Below are 19,006 nucleotides of genomic sequence, written 5' to 3'. Positions count from 1 at the left end.
GAAAGAATGAAAATCAATAAAAAATATGTAGCGGGTTCAGTGGCAGTTCTTGCCCTAAGTGTTTGTTCCTATGAACTTGGTCGTTACCAAGCTGGTCAAGTTAAGAAAGATTCTAATCGAGTAGCTTATATAGATGGTGATCAGGCTGGTCAAAAAGCAGAGAACTTGACACCAGATGAAGTCAGTAAGAGAGAGGGAATCAACGCCGAACAAATTGTTATCAAGATTACGGATCAAGGTTATGTGACCTCTCATGGAGATCATTATCATTACTATAATGGCAAGGTTCCTTTTGACGCTATCATCAGTGAAGAACTGCTGATGAAAGATCCGAATTATCAGTTGAAGGATTCAGACATTGTCAATGAAATCAAGGGTGGTTATGTGATTAAGGTAGACGGGAAATACTATGTTTACCTCAAGGATGCCGCCCATGCGGACAATATTCGTACAAAAGAAGAGATTAAACGTCAGAAGCAGGAACATAGTAGTAATCACGGGGGTGCTTCTAATGATCAGGCAGTAGTTGCAGCCAGAGCTCAAGGACGCTATACAACGGATGATGGTTATATCTTTAATGCCTCTGATATCATTGAGGACACGGGTGATGCCTATATCGTTCCTCATGGCAATCATTTCCACTATATTCCTAAGAGTGATTTGTCTGCCAGTGAACTAGCTGCTGCCCAAGCCTTCTTATCTGGAAAAGGTGGTCAATTAAGTACGGTTGAATATCGTTCAAGCAGGGGAGAAACAAGATCTAGTGTGAGAACGAGTCAATCTGAGACTCCTCAAGATCCTGCAACAGCTCCTGAGAGTCAAAATGAAGATTTAGCTAGTCTTCTTCAAGAATTGTACGCTTTGCCACTGAGCAAACGTCATGTGGAGTCTGATGGATTGGTCTTTGACCCAGCACAGATTACAAAACGTACAGCTAATGGTGTGGCAGTTCCTCATGGAGATCATTTCCATTTCATTCCTTATTCGCAAATGTCTGCTTTGGAAGAAAAATTGGCTCGAAATCTACCAATTGGAGGTCAGCCAGTTCAAAGTCATTCTAATAATACGAAACCAAGCAGTCCTGAGAGAACAAGTTCAACACCAAGTTCAACCATTAAACCAAACTTTAATCTCAATACGCCGGCACCGAATCGAGGAACTGGAGGAGCTTATACAACGGATGATGGGTATGTCTTTAGTCCGACAGATGTGATTGAAGATACAGGTGACGCTTTTGTTGTACCGCATGGAAATCATTTCCACTATATTCCTAAGAGTGATTTGTCAGCAGGAGAATTGGCTGCTGCTCAAGCCTATTGGAATGGTAAACAGGGCTCACATTCTGCTACAAGTTCAAGTAAACCAAGTAGTGATAATGCTAAACCAGCCCAACCAAGTTTGATAGAGACACCAAATCTGACTGTTACTCCAACTTATCATCAAAATCAAGGGGAAGACATTTCAACACTTCTAAGTGAATTGTATGCCAAACCTTTATCAGAACGACATGTAGAATCTGATGGACTCGTCTTTGATCCGGCACAAATCATCAAACGTACTGCAAATGGTGTCGCAGTGCCTCATGGAGATCATTATCACTTTATCCCTTATTCCCAAATGTCTGATTTAGAGCAGAAGATTGCTAGAATTATTCCGTTAAAAGGGCAAAATGGCAGTGTCTTGCCAAGTGTTACTCCTCTGAAGCCAGCCCCTACTACCAAACCTCTAGCATCAGTGGAAAATAAACCGACAGAACTTGATGTCAATCAGGTTGTTAGAAAAGTTGGCGACGGTTATATTATCGAGGATAAGGGAGTCAGTCGTTATGTTCTAGCTAAAGACCTGGCTAAGGATAAGATTGACGCTATTGAAAATCTCTTGTCTAAGAAAACTCAAGAGACGCATGCCCTAGTTGCGAAGAAAGAAAATGTCGCTCCTCGTGACCAAGAATTTTATGATAAAGTATATAATTTATTGGCCAAGGCTCATAAAGCCTTATCTGAAAATAAAGGTCGCGTTTCTGATTTCCAAGCCCTAGACAAATTAGCGGAACGCTTGAACGATGAATCTTCTAATAAAGGAAAATTGGTAGATGATTTATTGGCATTCCTAGCACCAATTACCCATCCAGAGCGACTTGGCAAACCAAATGCTCAAATTGCTTATACAGACGATGAAATTAAATTAGCGAAAATAGCAGGCAAGTACACAACAGAAGATGGTTATATCTTTGACACTCGTGATATTACCAGTGATGAGGGAGATGCTTATGTAACTCCGCATATGACCCATAGTCATTGGATTAAGAAAGAGAGCTTGTCTGAAGCTGAAAGAGTGGCAGCTCAGGCTTATGCTAAAGAGAAAGGTTTGACACCTCCTTCAACAGAGAATCAGGGTTCAGGAAATACTGAGGTTAAAGGAGTAGAAGCAATTTATAATAAAGTGAAAGCAGCTAAGAAGGTTCCACTTGATCATATTCCTTACAATCTACAACATACTGTTGAAGTTAAAAATGGTAGCTTGATTATACCTCATTACGACCATTACCATAATATTAAATTTGGTTGGTTTGACGAAGGACTCTATGAAGCACCTAAGGGTTATAGCCTTGAGGATCTCTTTGCGACTGTAAAATATTATGTTGAACATCCTGAAGAACGTCCTCACTCAGATAATGGTTGGGGGAATGCCAGCGACCATGTTCGTAAAAATAAGGCAGACCAAGACAGTAAATCTGATGAAAATAAGGAAAATCATCATGAATCAGACGAGTCAACCCGTTCTGAATCCAATGAAAAAGAAAATCATACAGCTTCAACCCCTTCAGTAGATAATCTTTATAAACCGAGCACTGATGAAGACGAGACAGAAGAAGTATCTAAAGATACAACAGACGAAGCTGAAGTACCTCAAGTAGAAACCGAAAAAGTAGAAGCCAAACTCAAAGAAGTAGAAGCTCTACTTGCTAAAGTAACGGATGCTAGTTTGAAAGACAATGTGACAGAGAGCCTATCTGGTTTACGAAATAACTTGAGCCTTCAAACCATGGATAATAATGGTATCATGGCAGAAGCAGAAAAATTACTTGCTTTGTTAAAAAGAAAGTAATCCTCCATCTGTAAGTAAGGAAAAATCAACTAATGAAAAATGAAAGTCTCGATAAAGAGGCTTTCATTTTTATTATGTATATACGAAAAATTCTTGACAAGCAATACTAAAAAGAGTAAACTATTAACTAGTTAATTAACTGGTTCATAATTTTGTGGAGAATCAAATATATTTAAGAAATGAGGAAAGAATGAAAATCAATAAAAAATATCTAGCAGGTTCAGTGGCAGTCCTTGCCCTAAGTGTATGTTCCTATGAACTTGGGCGGTATCAAGCTGGTCACGTTAAGAAAGATTCTAATCGAGTTGCTTATATTGATGGTGATCAAGCTGGTCAAAAGGCAGAGAACTTGACACCAGATGAAGTTAGTAAGAGAGAGGGAATCAATGCCGAACAAATTGTTATCAAGATTACTGATCAAGGTTATGTGACCTCTCATGGAGACCATTATCATTACTATAATGGCAAGGTTCCTTATGATGCTATCATCAGTGAAGAATTGCTGATGAAAGATCCGAATTATCAGTTGAAGGATTCAGACATTGTCAATGAAATCAAGGGTGGCTATGTCATTAAGGTAGACGGGAAATACTATGTTTACCTTAAAGATGCGGCCCATGCGGACAATATTCGGACAAAAGAAGAGATTAAACGTCAGAAGCAGGAACACAGTCATAATCATGGAGGCGGTTCTAACGATCAGGCGGTAGTTGCTGCCAGAGCCCAAGGACGTTATACAACGGATGATGGTTATATCTTCAATGCATCTGATATCATTGAGGACACGGGTGATGCTTATATTGTTCCTCATGGCAATCACTTCCACTATATTCCGAAGAGTGATTTGTCTGCCAGTGAATTAGCTGCTGCCCAAGCCTTCTTATCTGGAAAAGGCAGTCGATTAAGTACGGTTGAATATCGTTCGAGCAGGGGAGAAACAAGATCTAATGTGAGAACGAGTCAATCTGAAGCTCCTCAAAATCCTACAACAGCTCCGGAGAGCCAAAGTGAGGATTTAGCTAGTCTTCTTCAAGAATTGTACGCTTTGCCACTTAGCCAACGTCATGTGGAGTCTGATGGATTAGTATTTGACCCAGCACAGATTACAAAACGTACAGCAAATGGGGTCGCAGTTCCTCACGGAGATCATTTCCATTTCATTCCTTATTCGCAAATGTCTGCTTTGGAAGAAAAATTGGCTCGAAATCTGCCAATTGGCGGTCAGCCAGTTCAAAGTCATGCTGATAATACGAAACCAAGTAGCCCTGAGAAAACAAGCTCAACACCAAGTTCAACGATTAAACCAAATTTTAATCTCAATACGCTGGCGCCGAATCGAGGAACTGGAGGAGCCTATACAACGGACGATGGGTATGTCTTTAGTCCAACAGATGTGATTGAAGATACAGGTGATGCTTTTGTTGTACCGCACGGCAATCATTTCCACTATATACCTAAGAGTGATTTGTCTGCAGGGGAATTGGCTGCAGCTCAAGCTTATTGGAATGGTAAACAGAGCTCACATTCTGCTACAAGCTCAAGTAAACCAAATAGCAATGATACAACTCCAGCCCAACCAAGTTTGACAGAAACTCCTAATCTGACTGTCAATCCAACTTATCATCAAGACCAAGGGGAAGACATTCCAACACTTTTACGTGAATTGTATGCCAAACCTTTATCAGAACGACATGTGGAATCTGATGGCCTAGTCTTTGATCCGGCACAAATCATCAAACGTACAACTAACGGTGTCGCAGTGCCTCACGGAGACCATTATCACTTTATTCCTTATTCACAAATGTCTGATTTAGAGAAGAAGATTGCTAGAATTATTCCGTTAAAAGGGCAAAATGGATTAAATCAAATTGGTAAAGATATTAAACCTTTAGTATCAAAAGAAGTAGTTCATAAGTTCTTAGGACAACCAATCAAAGCTTATGGAAAAGGTTTAGATGGTAAACCTTATGATACGAGTGATGGATACATATTTAGCAAAGATTCCATCGATTCTGTTGATAAATCAGGTGTTATTGCCAAACACGGAGATCATTTCCATTATATGGGATATGGTGAATTAGAACAATTCGAATTGGATGAAGTTGCCAAATGGATTCAAGAAACTGGTAAAAATCCAGATGACATCGTTTCTTTAGTTCACTCAGATGAGAAGGAAAGACCAAAGTTTGATTATAAAAAAGTAACTAATAAAGTTTCTAGAAATAGCAAAGTTGGTTATATAATTAATCAAGGTGGTAAAGATTATTTTTATCCACGTGAAGAACTCGATCTTACTCAAATAGCTTTTTCTGAGCAGGAACTAATGCTTAAAGATAAAGATAATTATCGTTATGATGTTGTAGATACAGAAATTAAACCAAGATTAGCTGTAGATGTATCTAGTTTACCTATGCATGCAGCCAATGCTACGTATGATACTGGAAGTTCCTTCATTATTCCACATATCGATCACATTCACGTCGTACCTTATTCTTGGTTGAGTAGTGAGCAAATAGCAACTATAAAATATGTAATGCAGCATCCTGATGTGCGTCCTGAAGTCTGGTCAAAACCAGGTCATGATGATGCTGGTTCTGTTATTGCTAATGTAACCCCTCTTGAAAATCGGCCTGGAATGCAGAACTGGCAAATTATCCATTCTGCGGAAGAAGTTCAGAAAGCACTTAAAGAGGGCAAGTTTGCAACTCCTGATGGATACATTTTTGATCCTCAGGATGTATTGGCAAAGGGAACCTATATTTGGGCAGATAAATCTTTCAGTATTCCAAAAGCTAGCGGTGATTCATTGAGAAATATCAATCAGTCTGATTTATCAGAGAAAGAGTGGAAACAAGCTCAAGAGTTGATAGCTAAAAGAAGTGAAGAAAAAGAAACAACAAATGATTCTTCTAATTCACACCTAGTTTCTTCAGATAAGAAATCGGAAACAAAGAAAGATGCAACGGATTCAAACAAAGTTGATGAACAACCAAAGGATAATAAATCTCAAAATGAGGCAGATGCGACTAGCAGCAATCCTTCAGTCGAAAAAGTTGGTGAAGAAGAAAAATCACATACAGAAAATAAAGAAGATGATTATGATGATATACCAGATTATGGATTAGATAAGGCTACTTTAAAAGATCATATAAATCAAATAGTACAAATTGCTCAAATTGATTCTAAATACCTTATTTTTTCATCAGAAGGTGTTCAATTTTATAATAAGAATGGGGATTTAGTAACCTATGATATTAAAACACTCAAGCAAATAAAATCTTAGAATATGTTGACTAATAATCACCTCGTTGAAAGGATATTGTTCTATTATTGGATAGAATAATGTCCTTTTATTTGTTAATAAATAGTGAAATTTCCTGAATTAAAAATGAAGAAAGGATTCTTAAAGTAATAATTTTATTATCTTTCACTAAAAATCTTGACAGATAAACTTAAAAAAGGTAAACTATTTACTGGTTAATTAAATGGTTAAATAACCGGTTTAGAAAAACTGTTTAACCGATAAAAAGAAGTTAAGAAAAAGCTTCATCATTTATTGAAATGAGGGATTTATGAAATTCAGTAAAAAGTATATAGCAGCTGGATCAGCTGTTATCGTATCCTTGAGTCTTTGTGTCTATGCACTGAACCAGCATCGTTCGCAGGAAAATAAAGACAATAATCGTGTTTCTTATGTGGATGGCAGCCAGTCAAGTCAGAAAAGTGAAAACTTGACACCAGATCAGGTTAGCCAGAAAGAAGGAATTCAGGCTGAGCAAATTGTCATCAAAATTACAGATCAGGGCTATGTGACGTCACACGGTGATCACTATCATTACTATAATGGGAAAGTTCCTTATGATGCCCTCTTTAGTGAAGAACTTTTGATGAAGGATCCAAACTACCAACTTAAGGATGGAGATATTGTCAATGAGGTCAAGGGTGGTTATATCATCAAGGTCGATGGAAAATATTATGTTTACCTGAAAGATGCAGCTCATGCTGATAATGTTCGAACCAAAGATGAAATCAATCGTCAAAAACAAGAACACGTCAAAGATAATGAGAAGGTCAGCTCTGATGTTGCTGTAGCAAGGTCTCAGGGACGCTATACGACAGATGATGGTTATGTCTTTAATCCAGCTGATATTATTGAAGATACTGGTGATGCTTATATCGTTCCTCACGGAGGACACTATCACTACATTCCAAAAAGTGATTTGTCTGCTAGTGAATTAGCAGCAGCAAAAGCTCATCTGGCTGGTAAAAATACGCAACCAAGTCAGCTAAGCTATTCTTCAACAGCTAGTGCCAATAATACTCAAGCTATAGAGCAAGGCTCAACTAGCAAGCCAGAAAGCAAAGTTGAGAATCTCCAAAGTCTTTTGAAGGAACTCTATGATTCACCTAGTGACCAACGTTACAGTGAATCAGATGGTTTGGTCTTTGACCCTGCTAAGATTATCAGTCGTACACCAAATGGAGTTGCGATTCCGCATGGCGATCATTATCACTTTATTCCTTACAGCAAACTCTCTCCTTTAGAAGAAAAGATTGCTAGAATGGTGCCTATCGGTGGAACTGGTTCTACGGTCTCTACAAATGAAAAACCTAATAAAGTAGCGTCTAGTCTTGGAAGTCTTTCAAGTAATCCTTCTTCTTCAACGACAAGTAAGGAACTCTCTTCAACTTCTGATGGCTATATCTTTAATCCAAAAGATATCGTTGAAGAAACAGCTACAGCTTATATTGTAAGACATGGTGATCATTTCCATTACATCCTTAAGGAGAATCAAATTGGTCAACCGACTCTTCCTAACAATGGTCTAGTAGCACCTTCGCCATCTCTTCCAGTCAATCCAGGTGCTTCACATGAGGAACATGAAGAAGAAGGTCACGGCTTTGATGCCAATCGTATTATTGCGGAAGATGAAGCAGGATTTATCATGAGTCACGGCGACCATAATCATTACTTCTTCAAGAAGGATTTGACTGCTGATCAAATCAAGGCAGCGCAAGACCACTTGAAAGGGGCAAATACAGCAACACCAAATCCAGCTCATGATGACGATCACGATGAAGATCATCATGGACACCATCATGATGAAGACCATGATCACGGTTTTGACGCTAATCGTGTCATAAGTGAGGATGATCAAGGCTTTATTATGAGTCATGGTGATCATAACCATTACTTCTTCAAGAAGGATTTGACTGCTGATCAAATCAAGGCAGCGCAAGACCACTTGAAAGGGGCAAATACAGCAACACCAAATCCAGCTCATGATGACGATCACGATGAAGATCATCATGGACACCATCATGATGAAGACCATGATCACGGTTTTGATGCCGATCGTGTCATAAGTGAGGATGATCAAGGATTTGTCATGAGTCATGGTGATCATAATCATTACTTCTTCAAGAAAGATTTGACAGCAGAGCAAATTAAGGCCGCACAGGATCATCTGAAAACACATCATGATGCAGAACCTGTAAAACCTCTTGCTAAAACAGTAGAGTCTTTCTCAAGAGATGCTAGCGATGAAGAAAAAATTGCTTATATTTCTAAAACATACGGAGTTCCACTTGAAGCGATTAGAATTTCAAACGGATTCTTTGTTTTTGGAAATCCAGACCAAGCCTACGATCCAACTCATATCCACCCATATGCTGTTCGTAAGGAACATGTGCGTCTTCCGCTACAAACTGGCAATCCAGAACTTGATTTCCTAAATGAACTCTATACCACTGCTTTGCGAGATGGTGTGTCTCCTTATAGCTTACAGGTAGAAAATGGTAGTTTTGTGATTCCTCATGGCGATCACAATCACTACATCAAGGTTCAAACTAAGGGATATGAAGTGGCTTTGAAAAACAAGATTCCAGCCCTACAATCCAATTATCAACCTGGAGCTTTTGATGAGAAGGCAGTCTTGGAAAAAGTAGATCAACTTCTAGCTGATAGCAGAAGTATCTACAAAGACAAGCCTATCGAACAAAGACAGATTGAGTTAGCTTTAGGCCAGTTTACTGAAAACATGAAGAAACTGGCAACTAACTCTACAGCAGGTTATCTTGCAACCCTTGATCTCTTTGATAAGCAATATATCCATATTGATGAAAGTGTCAAACCTGTTGAAACCAGTGCTCTAGATAAGAAATATCAAGCCTTGATTGATAAAATCAATACACTGGATACAGACACTTTTGGACTTCCAAAGAAAGACCTTCTCGTTCGACTCCAAGAAGCTAAGTTGGCAAAAGATGAGGCTGGTTTAGCAGCGGTTGAATCACAACTTCAAGCCTTGCAAGACTTTAATGACCGAACAGGTGTTACAACTGTAGAATACATCAAGTACTTCTACGAACACGTAAATGACGGTCGTTTGAGTGATGAACTTCGAAACAAAGTAGCTCAGTTGACTTGGACTTTGTATCAATCTCAATCCTTCCTTAAGGCAGCAGAATTGAACAAATTATTCCCAAGTATATATCAGGCAAAACAAGAAGTGGAAGAAGCGTTGAAAGCTCAGCCAACTACTGCGAAATCAAGTCAGACAGTTCTAGATACTGAAAAAGTTGATAATCAAAGTGCCAAGACAGCTATTTATGGCTTCTTGAAAGAATTGTATGGAGACTTTATGCCTGAAGAGCATGTCAATCATGTTAGCAAGGAAGAGGTAGAAAGCCTCTTGAGCAAGGCACATCAACTCTTGGAACAAATCCAAGAAGAAGGAATCAGACAATCCTTGGCAGAAGAAGTAGAAAATCTCAAAGTTGCTACAAACAAGACTGATGCAGACTTGGATGAAGTAAATAGTCAGGTAAAAGATGTCTTGACTCGTATTGCTAGCGCTCTTCAACAAGAGAAAGAAAATGCTGAGCAAGATCCTCAGACACTTGTACTCTATCAAAAACTTTACGATATCCTCATGTCACTTCACGCTTACTTAGAAAACAATAAGGGTTCTGATGCGGACTTTGATAAGGTGGATGCATTACTAGATCAACTTTCTGCTAAGAGCAAAGATAAGGCTGCTTTACTTGAATTGACAAAAGCTATTCTGGTCTTGAATCAAGAAATCAAGTCAAAATCAAGCGCAAGTGAAGAAGCAACTCCAGCAACAAATACTGAAGCAAATGGTGAGAACACCAGTGCTGAGAACACCAGTGCTGAGAACCGACCAAGCGTAGCTGCAGAATCTAACAGTGAAACTGCAAGGGACGAAAACAAACCAAACAACACAACAGACTCTAAACCTGCTGAATCAGCTTCAGAAAAGGAGACAATAGAATCTACAACAAGTACTGGAAATCAAGAAAAACCAGCAGAATAAACAGAAAGGCGAAGTAGCTGAGCTACCTCGTCTTTTTAGTCTTTATAAGCTACGATACCAATGATGGTATCAACTGCACGTTCCATGGTCTGAAGGCTGACGTATTCAAAACGTCCGTGCATATTTTCTCCTCCTGCAAAGATATTAGGAGTTGGGATTCCCATAAAGGAAATCTTAGATCCGTCTGTCCCTCCACGGATTGGTTCGATTATAGGAGTGATCCCCAAATCTTCCATAACTGCTTTGGCAATGGTAACTGGAGTCATGTCTTTTTCAATGACTTCTTTCATATTGTAGTACTGGTCTGTCAAGTTTAGGGTGACACGGTCGCTACCAAGTTCTTGATTCATCTTATCAGCGATTGACTGCATAGCTGCTTTACGCGCTTCAAAGGCATCTTTTTCAAAATCACGAATGATGTAGCTTGCACGCGCCTCTTCGACACTACCTGTCACATCCATTAGATGATAAAAGCCTTGGTAACCTTCTGTTAACTCAGGTCGGTCATTCTCTGGAAGTTGATTGTGAAAATCAATTGCTAGCTGAAGGGCATTGACCATCTGACCTTTTGCGGTACCAGGGTGGACATTGCGTCCTTGGAAATGCAATTCAGCACCCGCTGCTGAAAAGGTCTCGTACTGAAGTTCACCTAGTGGGCCACCATCAACTGTGTAGGCAAAATCAACATCAAAATCTTCTGCATCAAATTTATTAGCACCAACACCGATTTCTTCATCTGGACCAAAACCAACACGAATCTCACAGTGTTTGATTTCAGGATGGGTAGTCAGATATTCAATGGCAGTCATAATCTCAGCAATTCCTGACTTGTCATCAGCACCTAGCAAGGTTGTTCCATCTGTTGTGATGAGCGTTTGTCCTGGATATTTCTCAAGACTCTTAAAGTCAGCTGGATCGAGTTTGAAACCAGAATTTCCAAGTTCAATCACACCACCATCGTAGTTTTCAATTACCTGTGGATTGACTCCTTCGGCATTAAAGTCAGCAGTATCCATGTGGGAGATGAAGCCAATCTTATGTGTTAAAGATGGATCGTTGGCTGGCAAGGTCCCAATTGCAAAACCATTTGGTAGGTAATAAACATTTTGTAGTCCAACACGTTTCATTTCAGGAATAAGAACATTGGTTGCGAAATCTACCTGACTCTGCGTACTTGGAGTAGTAGTAGAGTGTTCATCAGAGCGCGTGTTAACCTTAACATAGGTTAGGAATCGGTCCAAGAGATTGGGATAAGTCATAAAAAACTCCTTTTGAATTCATTTTTTCCATTGTATCATAGAAAAGAGAGAAAAACAAAAGACTGAAGTTAGAGAAATTCGCTATGTTGGCGTTTACTTATCAACGAATTAATGATAAAATAAACTTGATAAAAATATCACAAGGAAGCGATTATGAAAAAAGCAATTTTAATGATGACTTTCGGTTCGCCAGAAGAGATTACCTTTGAAGGTGTGGCTGATTTTTTCACAAATATTCGTCGTGGAGTGAGACCTCAAGACCACGAGATTCAAACTCTCTATGATAATTATGTACGAATTGGAGGCACGCCTCTGCAAAGAATTACGCGTGAAGAGGTTGCCTTGGTAGAAGCTAGGCTAGGAAATGAATATAGTGTCTATTTTGCCAATAAGTTTTCTAGACCCTTTATCCCAGACGTGATTGGTCAGATGGAAGCAGACGGAATCGAGCAATGTATTTGCTTGATTTTGGAGCCTCATTATTCTTTTTACTCTGTCATGGGTTATGAGAAATTTTTAGAAAGCAAGCAAATTCAGTTTTTGGTCATTAAGGACTGGTATCAAGAAGAGGCCTTGCTAAACTATTGGGCAGATGAAATTGCTAAGATTTTAAAAGATGAAGTGAAGCAGGATAGCTTTAAAGTCATCTTTTCAGCCCATAGTGTACCCATTTTTGCCTTGGATTTTGGCGATCCTTATATCGATCAAATTTTTGAAAATAGCAAGCTAGTCGCTGAAAAACTAGGTTTGAGTTCCGAGCAATATACCAACACTTGGCAGAGTGAAAGTGATATTGGTATTCCATGGATTAAGCCAGATGTTTTGGAGTATCTCAGAGAACAGACAGAACATCCAGACCATTATATTTTTGTACCTATTAGTTTCATCAGTGAGCATATTGAGGTCTTGTTTGACAACGATGTGGAATGTTATGACTTGTGTCAAGAATTGGGTGTGAACTACCATCGACCACCAATGCCAAATACGGATTCTCGCTTGATTGATGCCTTGGTCAATACCGTCAGAGCTAATGAGAACAAAGAGTTTAAGGAATTTCTCCCAGAAGAAGAAACCTTTGATGAGTTAGTTCCGTCAGATGAGACTAAAAACATTTTGGCCGAATCAGAAGATTTACAAATGCCGGAGTTTGTGAAAAAACTGATTGAGAAAAAAGGTCGTGAAAATGTTAAGATGCCATATCTTATCAAAAAAATGCTTGAGAAAGCAGGCAAGTTACCGAAAGAGTAAAGAAAAAGGATTTAGCTTTACGCTATATCCTTTTAATTGTTTATTTTTTCTCAAGAAGGGCTTTGATTTCTTGAAGTACTTCCAACTCAGTTGGACCAGCTGGAGCTTCTTCAACAGCTTCTTCTTTCTTAGTAAGGCTTTGAGCTTTTTCAATACCTTTAATAACGAAGAAGAGAACAGTACCGATAACTAGGAAGTTGATAACAGCACTCAAGAATTTACCATATGTAACACCATTCCAAGCAAGCTCAGCGATGTTTTGTACTTTCGCAGCTTCCAAGGCTGGATTCAAAATAAGTGGAGTGATGATATCGTTAACAAGTGATGTAACGATTGCACCAAAAGCAGAGGCAATGATCACACCGACAGCAAGGTCAACAACATTACCACGAAGCAAAAATGCTTTAAGATCTTTTAACATTTTCATTTTCCCTTTCAAAAAATTTTTACTCTTAATTATATATTAATTAAGAATCTCTTGCAAGCTATATGCTTAAATTTTTTCTTATTTTTTAAAAATAAATACCTTACTAAAAATGTAATTGAGGATAATTATTAAGAATTGTGCAATAACTGTTTCAATACTATTTACCTTATTAATATTATTATTTACAAATTGCCCGATAATATTAGGAAACTGAGTTACAAAGAGAAAAGTTAAAAACAAGTCTAAAAGAAAAGTAGAAAGACGTGCTATAGTAAATTTTACTAAACGGATTGACCAATTCTCCCTAGCTTGCTTAAACACGATTGTATCATTTGTGATAAAGGCAAAGAGGATACCGATAATATTTGCTAGTCCAGTAGCGAGAAGTTCTTTGTGTGTTAGTTGATAAATGACTAATCTAGATAGAATGGAGACAAGAGTAGTTGCTATTCCAAAAAAAAGATAGGCTAAGAGCTCATTCACGAAGAGACTTTGAATGCGTTTTTTCATGCTTTTAGTATAGCATAAAGCAGGCTATTATGCTATACTAGTAAGGTTGATTAAATCAACCCTTGGTGCTTAGCTTCTTTCACCAAGCATATTATACGCGGGAAACCGCCAAAGGAGAAAAGATGAAAAAATTAACTATTCGTGATGTTGCAGATATTGCAATCGTCGCTGCTATCTACGTCGTTTTGACTGTCACACCGCCTCTAAATGCCATTAGCTATGGCGCTTATCAGTTCCGTATTTCAGAAATGATGAACTTTATGGCTTTTTACAATCCTAAGTACATCATCGGAGTTACCATCGGTTGTATGATTGCTAATTTCTTTAGTTTCGGACTGCTAGATGTCTTTGTTGGTGGTGGATCAACCTTGGTATTCCTCAGTCTAGGTGTTTGGCTTTTTGCAAAATACAGCAAAGATTACCTTTTTAACGGATTGATTCGAAAAGATCATTTCTTCTTTTCAATCCTCTTTTCAATTTCCATGTTTACTATCGCTGCAGAGTTGAATATCGTAGCGCAATTACCATTTTTCCTTACTTGGTTCACAACAGGAATTGGTGAATTTGCCTCATTGATTATTGGAGCGATTATTATCGGTAAAATTGGTCGTCGAATCGATTTAAGCAAATAGAAGAAGATAAGCTAGGTAGCTCTTACCTGGCTTTTTCTTATAGAAAATTTCTAAGGAAACTTGACAAGTTTTTCTAACTGTAGTATACTTTTTAGGTAAGCTGATTTAGCTCAGTTGGCAGAGCGCATCCATGGTAAGGATGAGGTCGCCGGTTCAATCCCGGCAATTAGCATGATATTTACAGAGAAACTCTTGAACACAAGAGTTTTTTTCTTATGCTCGCGAGAAAAAATTCTGACTTTTGTATAATAAAAGTCATCCTGCAAAAATTTTTTATTGACAAAATCACTTATTTCTAGTAATATAATAGGCGCGATGAGTCGATAGGTAGTCTTCGGACTACTATTGAGCATAAGGAGGTCATAACGCAGGAGCGGACCTTGATGAGTTGTGTGAACCTGCTCATCACATGAAGATGCCTCTTAGTCCCTAGTCTAGCGACTGGGGATTTTTATTTTCCAAAAATTGGTGAAAATGCTTTGCAATTCATGGAAAAAGTAGTATAATACATCTATTATAGAAATTTTTAGAAAATTCCGAAAGAGGTTATTTATGGGATATACAGTTGCTGTAGTCGGCGCGACAGGTGCTGTCGGAGCTCAGATGATAAAAATGTTGGAAGAATCAACACTTCCAATCGATAAAATCCGTTTACTTGCTTCTGCACGTTCAGCAGGCAAGACTTTGAATTTTAAAGATCAAGATATTACGATTGAAGAAACGACTGAAACAGCTTTTGAAGGAGTTGATATTGCTCTCTTTTCAGCAGGTGGTTCTACATCAGCTAAATATGCACCATACGCAGTTAAAGCTGGAGCGGTAGTAGTAGATAATACATCTTACTTCCGTCAAAATCCAGATGTTCCTTTGGTTGTTCCAGAAGTCAATGCTCATGCACTTGATGCTCACAACGGAATCATTGCCTGCCCTAACTGTTCAACAATTCAAATGATGGTAGCTCTTGAGCCAGTTCGCCAAAAATGGGGCTTAGACCGTATCATTGTTTCAACTTACCAAGCAGTTTCAGGTGCTGGTATGGGAGCAATTCTTGAGACACAACGTGAACTTCGTGAAGTCTTGAATGATGGTGTAAACCCACGTGATTTGCATGCCGAAATCTTGCCTTCAGGTGGTGACAAGAAACATTATCCTATCGCTTTTAATGCTCTTCCACAAATCGATGTCTTCACTGACAATGATTACACTTACGAAGAGATGAAGATGACTAAGGAAACTAAGAAAATCATGGAAGATGATAGCATTGCAGTATCTGCAACATGTGTACGTATTCCAGTCTTGTCAGCTCACTCTGAGTCAGTTTATATTGAAACAAAAGAAGTGGCTCCAATCGAAGAAGTAAAAGCAGCTATCGCAGCCTTCCCAGGTGCTGTTCTCGAAGATGATGTCGCTCATCAAATCTATCCTCAAGCTATCAATGCAGTGGGTTCACGTGATACCTTTGTTGGTCGTATCCGTAAAGACTTGGATGCTGAAAAAGGAATCCACATGTGGGTTGTTTCAGATAACCTTCTTAAAGGTGCTGCTTGGAACTCAGTTCAGATTGCTGAAACTCTTCATGAACGTGGCTTGGTTCGTCCAACAGCTGAATTGAAATTTGAATTAAAATAGTCATATCGTTTAGGAGTTCAGATGAACTCCTTCTTTGAAATAGAGAGGTGTTTCTCATGTCTTATCAGGATTTAAAAGAGTGTAAAATCATCACAGCCTTTATTACTCCCTTCCACGAGGATGGTTCCATCAACTTTGACGCTATTCCAGCCTTGATTGAGCATCTGTTGGCCCATCATACAGACGGAATTCTCCTTGCAGGGACCACTGCTGAGAGCCCAACCTTGACCCACGATGAGGAGTTGGAGTTGTTTGCGGCTGTACAAAAGATTGTCAATGGACGTGTTCCTTTGATTGCGGGTGTAGGTACTAATGATACGCGTGACTCGATCGAGTTTGTCAAAGAAGTAGCAGAATTTGGTGGTTTCGCAGCTGGGCTTGCTATTGTGCCTTACTACAACAAACCTTCTCAAGAAGGAATGTACCAGCACTTTAAAGCCATTGCAGATGCTTCTGACCTACCAATTATTATCTATAACATTCCAGGGCGTGTGGTTGTTGAATTGACTCCAGAAACCATGCTTCGCTTGGCAGATCATCCAAATATCATTGGTGTCAAAGAATGTACTAGCTTGGCTAATATGGCTTACTTGATTGAGCACAAGCCAGAGGAGTTCTTGATTTATACAGGTGAGGATGGAGATGCTTTCCATGCCATGAACCTTGGTGCGGATGGGGTTATTTCTGTTGCATCCCATACAAATGGGGATGAAATGCACGAGATGTTTACTGCCATTGCAGAAAGTGATATGAAGAAAGCCGCAGCTATTCAGCGTAAATTCATTCCTAAGGTTAATGCCCTCTTCTCTTATCCAAGTCCTGCTCCAGTTAAAGCTGTTCTTAACTATATGGGATTTGAAGCTGGCCCAACACGCTTACCTCTAGTTCCAGCACCAGAAGAAGATGCTAAACGTATTATCAAGGTTGTCGTAGATGGCGACTACGAAGCAACTAAGGCAACTGTAACAGGGGTCTTAAGACCAGATTACTAATAAAGACAATAAAATCCATGACCGCAAGAACGATCATGGATTTTTCTTATTTTCCTAAACAGAATTGGCTAAAGAGCTGGGTAATGAGTTCATCTGGAGCAGCATCTCCAGTGATTTCTCCGAGGATTTCCCAAGTACGAGTCAAGTCAACTTGAAGCAAGTCAACTGGCATACCTAGTTCCAGCCCTTCATTAACAGCCTGTAGGCTTTCAACAGCCTTCTCAATCAAGGAAATGTGACGGGCATTTGACAAGTAAGTAGCATCTTGTTCAACCAAACCAGCATTTTCAAAGAAGAGGTTGTTGATTCTCTCTTCAATCTTATCAATATTTTGGTTTTTTAGGACTGAAATACGAATAACGTCTTCAGGAAGTTCTGAAGTTTCAATCGTTTCTGGCAGGTCGGTTTTATTAAGTAGAATAATGCGGTTTGTATCTTGGCTAATCTCAAGAAGTTGGCGATCTTGGGCAGTTAAGGGCTCGCTAGCGTTTAGTACTAGCAGCACCAAGTCAGCTTCCTTAAGAGCTTTTTTCGAACGCTCAACACCTATTTGTTCCACGATGTCATCCGTTTCACGAATACCAGCTGTGTCAATCAATTTTAGAGGAACACCGTTGATGTTGACGTATTCTTCGATGACATCTCGAGTTGTACCAGCAATATCGGTTACGATTGCCTTGTCTTCACGCAAGAGGTTGTTGAGAAGGCTTGATTTCCCAACGTTGGGGCGTCCGATGATAGCTGTTGAAATTCCCTCACGGAGGATTTTACCGCGACGTGCTGTTCTAAGGAGATTGGTTAGTAATTGTTCAAACTCCATAGTCTTCTCTCGGATAACAGCAGTAGTGGCTTCCTCAACATCGTCGTACTCAGGATAATCAATATTAACCTCGACTTGGGCAAGAGTATTGAGGATTTCTTGACGGGTATTATTGATAAGATCAGAAAGGGAACCATCAAGTTGTTTGACCGCGATGTTCATGGCCTTGTCTGTCTTGGCGCGGATGATATCCATGACCGCCTCAGCCTGAGTCAAGTCCACACGTCCATTTAGGAAGGCACGCTTGGTAAATTCACCAGGTTCTGCCAACCGAGCTCCTTCACGGATAGCTAGCTGGAGAATCTCATTGGTCACCGCAATCCCACCATGGGTGTTAATCTCGATAATATCTTCACGAGTGAAGGTTTTTGGAGATTTCATAGCCCCAATCATGACTTCGTCCATGACTTTACCAGTCAGAGGATCAATAATGTGACCGTAGTTGAGAGTGTGGCTGGCAACCTTGTTCAAGTCTTTTCCTTTAAAAATCTTTTGCGCAATAGCAAAACTTTCTGTTCCGCTCAGGCGGACAATACCAATAGCCCCTTCACCTAGTGGAGTAGAGATAGCAGCGATGGTATCAAATTCACGTGTAATCATAATGTTTCCTTTAATAAATAGCTCTTTTCTTGGAAATTTTTCCAAGTCTCTTTTCAAATTGTAACAAATTTGAACTATTTCTTCAATGGATGCTACTTGGAGATTGAAAAAGCCTAAGCAATTCTGCTTAAGCTAGCTTATTTGGTGCGCATTTCACCTTGTGGGAAGTAAGTTCCTTCTGGCATGTCGTTGATGATGACATGGACAGCTGATTGAGGGGCTCCAGTGTTACGGACAACAGCTTCCGTTACTTCCTTAGCAAGAGCTTTCTTTTGCTCGAGCGTGCGTCCTTCAAATAAATCGATGCGTACAAATGGCATAATAGCTTCCTCCACTAGTTTTTGATTTCTTCTATTTTACCACATTTTGCCGTTTAAAGCTTAAGAAAATTATGATATACTAGAATGTAGCAAAAATTTAGAAATGGACGTGAAGCAAGAA

12 protein-coding genes, 1 tRNA gene and 1 riboswitch are annotated in these 19,006 nt (G+C 39.2%); of the genes, 8 read left to right on the top strand and 5 right to left on the bottom strand.

The window, feature by feature from the left end; all coding sequences use genetic code 11:
• The first annotated feature begins 6 nt into the window (after positions 1-6).
• The 3 genes from B7699_RS04655 to B7699_RS04645 all read left to right on the top strand — a co-directional run bounded on the left by B7699_RS04655 (position 7) and on the right by B7699_RS04645 (position 10,448).
• Positions 7-3,108, top strand: a complete 3,102-nt coding sequence (locus B7699_RS04655; RefSeq protein WP_084927286.1) for a pneumococcal-type histidine triad protein — start codon at positions 7-9, stop codon at positions 3,106-3,108.
• Positions 3,109-3,298: 190 nt separating this feature from the next.
• Positions 3,299-6,391: a pneumococcal-type histidine triad protein gene (locus B7699_RS04650; protein ID WP_084927285.1), complete on the top strand. Its 3,093-nt coding sequence runs from the start codon at positions 3,299-3,301 to the stop codon at positions 6,389-6,391.
• Between the two features lie 289 nt (positions 6,392-6,680).
• Entirely contained in the window at positions 6,681-10,448 is a 3,768-nt protein-coding gene (locus tag B7699_RS04645) for a pneumococcal-type histidine triad protein (protein ID WP_084927284.1), read from the top strand.
• A 35-nt stretch (positions 10,449-10,483) separates the two neighbouring features.
• Here B7699_RS04645 and pepT read toward each other — a convergent pair whose 3' ends face one another.
• Entirely contained in the window at positions 10,484-11,707 is a 1,224-nt protein-coding gene (gene pepT / locus B7699_RS04640) for a peptidase T (protein ID WP_084927283.1), read from the bottom strand.
• A 153-nt stretch (positions 11,708-11,860) separates the two neighbouring features.
• Here pepT and hemH point away from each other — a divergent pair, with 153 nt between their 5' ends.
• Positions 11,861-12,955 carry a ferrochelatase gene (gene hemH, locus B7699_RS04635; protein WP_084927282.1) on the top strand — a complete coding sequence of 365 codons (1,095 nt, stop codon included), beginning with the start codon at positions 11,861-11,863 and terminating at the stop codon, positions 12,953-12,955.
• Between the two features lie 40 nt (positions 12,956-12,995).
• Here hemH and mscL read toward each other — a convergent pair whose 3' ends face one another.
• Both mscL and B7699_RS04625 read right to left on the bottom strand, forming a co-directional pair.
• Positions 12,996-13,376: a large conductance mechanosensitive channel protein MscL gene (gene mscL, locus B7699_RS04630; RefSeq protein ID WP_084927281.1), complete on the bottom strand. Its 381-nt coding sequence runs from the start codon at positions 13,374-13,376 to the stop codon at positions 12,996-12,998.
• A gap of 84 nt (positions 13,377-13,460) precedes the next feature.
• The gene (locus B7699_RS04625; protein WP_084927280.1) at positions 13,461-13,892 is read right to left on the bottom strand and encodes a GtrA family protein; all 432 of its coding nucleotides are present in this window, start codon (positions 13,890-13,892) and stop codon (positions 13,461-13,463) included.
• A 28-nt stretch (positions 13,893-13,920) separates the two neighbouring features.
• A riboswitch (PreQ1 riboswitch) is annotated at positions 13,921-14,017 on the top strand.
• On the opposite strand from B7699_RS04625, the gene B7699_RS04620 reads away from it, so the two are divergent.
• The 4 genes from B7699_RS04620 to dapA all read left to right on the top strand — a co-directional run bounded on the left by B7699_RS04620 (position 14,015) and on the right by dapA (position 17,145).
• Entirely contained in the window at positions 14,015-14,524 is a 510-nt protein-coding gene (locus B7699_RS04620) for a QueT transporter family protein (RefSeq protein ID WP_000737072.1), read from the top strand. (Overlaps the previous riboswitch by 3 nt.)
• Positions 14,525-14,623: 99 nt before the next feature.
• A tRNA-Thr gene (locus B7699_RS04615) sits at positions 14,624-14,696 on the top strand.
• Positions 14,697-15,076: 380 nt separating this feature from the next.
• On the top strand, positions 15,077-16,153 hold the full coding sequence (locus B7699_RS04610) for an aspartate-semialdehyde dehydrogenase (protein WP_084927279.1): 1,077 nt from the start codon (positions 15,077-15,079) through the stop codon (positions 16,151-16,153).
• A gap of 56 nt (positions 16,154-16,209) precedes the next feature.
• Positions 16,210-17,145: a 4-hydroxy-tetrahydrodipicolinate synthase gene (gene dapA / locus B7699_RS04605; RefSeq protein ID WP_000121606.1), complete on the top strand. Its 936-nt coding sequence runs from the start codon at positions 16,210-16,212 to the stop codon at positions 17,143-17,145.
• A 46-nt stretch (positions 17,146-17,191) separates the two neighbouring features.
• Here the strand turns inward: dapA and mnmE are convergent, their stop codons facing one another.
• Both mnmE and B7699_RS04595 read right to left on the bottom strand, forming a co-directional pair.
• The gene (gene mnmE, locus B7699_RS04600) at positions 17,192-18,565 is read right to left on the bottom strand and encodes a tRNA uridine-5-carboxymethylaminomethyl(34) synthesis GTPase MnmE (protein ID WP_084927278.1); all 1,374 of its coding nucleotides are present in this window, start codon (positions 18,563-18,565) and stop codon (positions 17,192-17,194) included.
• Positions 18,566-18,702: 137 nt separating this feature from the next.
• A complete protein-coding gene (locus B7699_RS04595; protein WP_001117401.1) occupies positions 18,703-18,885 on the bottom strand; it encodes a 4-oxalocrotonate tautomerase in 183 nt (60 codons plus the stop codon).
• Between the last annotated feature and the right edge of the window lie 121 nt (positions 18,886-19,006).

The sequence above is a fragment of the Streptococcus mitis genome (assembly GCF_002096835.1).
In the GTDB taxonomy this organism is placed as follows: domain Bacteria; phylum Bacillota; class Bacilli; order Lactobacillales; family Streptococcaceae; genus Streptococcus; species Streptococcus mitis_W.
Note: the sequence above shows the minus strand (reverse complement) of the source record. Positions and strands in the feature narration are given on the sequence as shown.

What these genes read in the sequence shown, in the direction of transcription:
- B7699_RS04655 (WP_084927286.1), top strand. Translation starts at nt 7, where the DNA reads ATGAAAATCAATAAAAAATATGTAGCGGGTTCAGTGGCAGTTCTTGCC.
- B7699_RS04650 (WP_084927285.1), top strand. Translation starts at nt 3,299, where the DNA reads ATGAAAATCAATAAAAAATATCTAGCAGGTTCAGTGGCAGTCCTTGCC.
- B7699_RS04645 (WP_084927284.1), top strand. Translation starts at nt 6,681, where the DNA reads ATGAAATTCAGTAAAAAGTATATAGCAGCTGGATCAGCTGTTATCGTA.
- pepT (WP_084927283.1), bottom strand. Translation starts at nt 11,707, where the DNA reads ATGACTTATCCCAATCTCTTGGACCGATTCCTAACCTATGTTAAGGTT.
- hemH (WP_084927282.1), top strand. Translation starts at nt 11,861, where the DNA reads ATGAAAAAAGCAATTTTAATGATGACTTTCGGTTCGCCAGAAGAGATT.
- mscL (WP_084927281.1), bottom strand. Translation starts at nt 13,376, where the DNA reads ATGTTAAAAGATCTTAAAGCATTTTTGCTTCGTGGTAATGTTGTTGAC.
- B7699_RS04625 (WP_084927280.1), bottom strand. Translation starts at nt 13,892, where the DNA reads ATGAAAAAACGCATTCAAAGTCTCTTCGTGAATGAGCTCTTAGCCTAT.
- B7699_RS04620 (WP_000737072.1), top strand. Translation starts at nt 14,015, where the DNA reads ATGAAAAAATTAACTATTCGTGATGTTGCAGATATTGCAATCGTCGCT.
- B7699_RS04610 (WP_084927279.1), top strand. Translation starts at nt 15,077, where the DNA reads ATGGGATATACAGTTGCTGTAGTCGGCGCGACAGGTGCTGTCGGAGCT.
- dapA (WP_000121606.1), top strand. Translation starts at nt 16,210, where the DNA reads ATGTCTTATCAGGATTTAAAAGAGTGTAAAATCATCACAGCCTTTATT.
- mnmE (WP_084927278.1), bottom strand. Translation starts at nt 18,565, where the DNA reads ATGATTACACGTGAATTTGATACCATCGCTGCTATCTCTACTCCACTA.
- B7699_RS04595 (WP_001117401.1), bottom strand. Translation starts at nt 18,885, where the DNA reads ATGCCATTTGTACGCATCGATTTATTTGAAGGACGCACGCTCGAGCAA.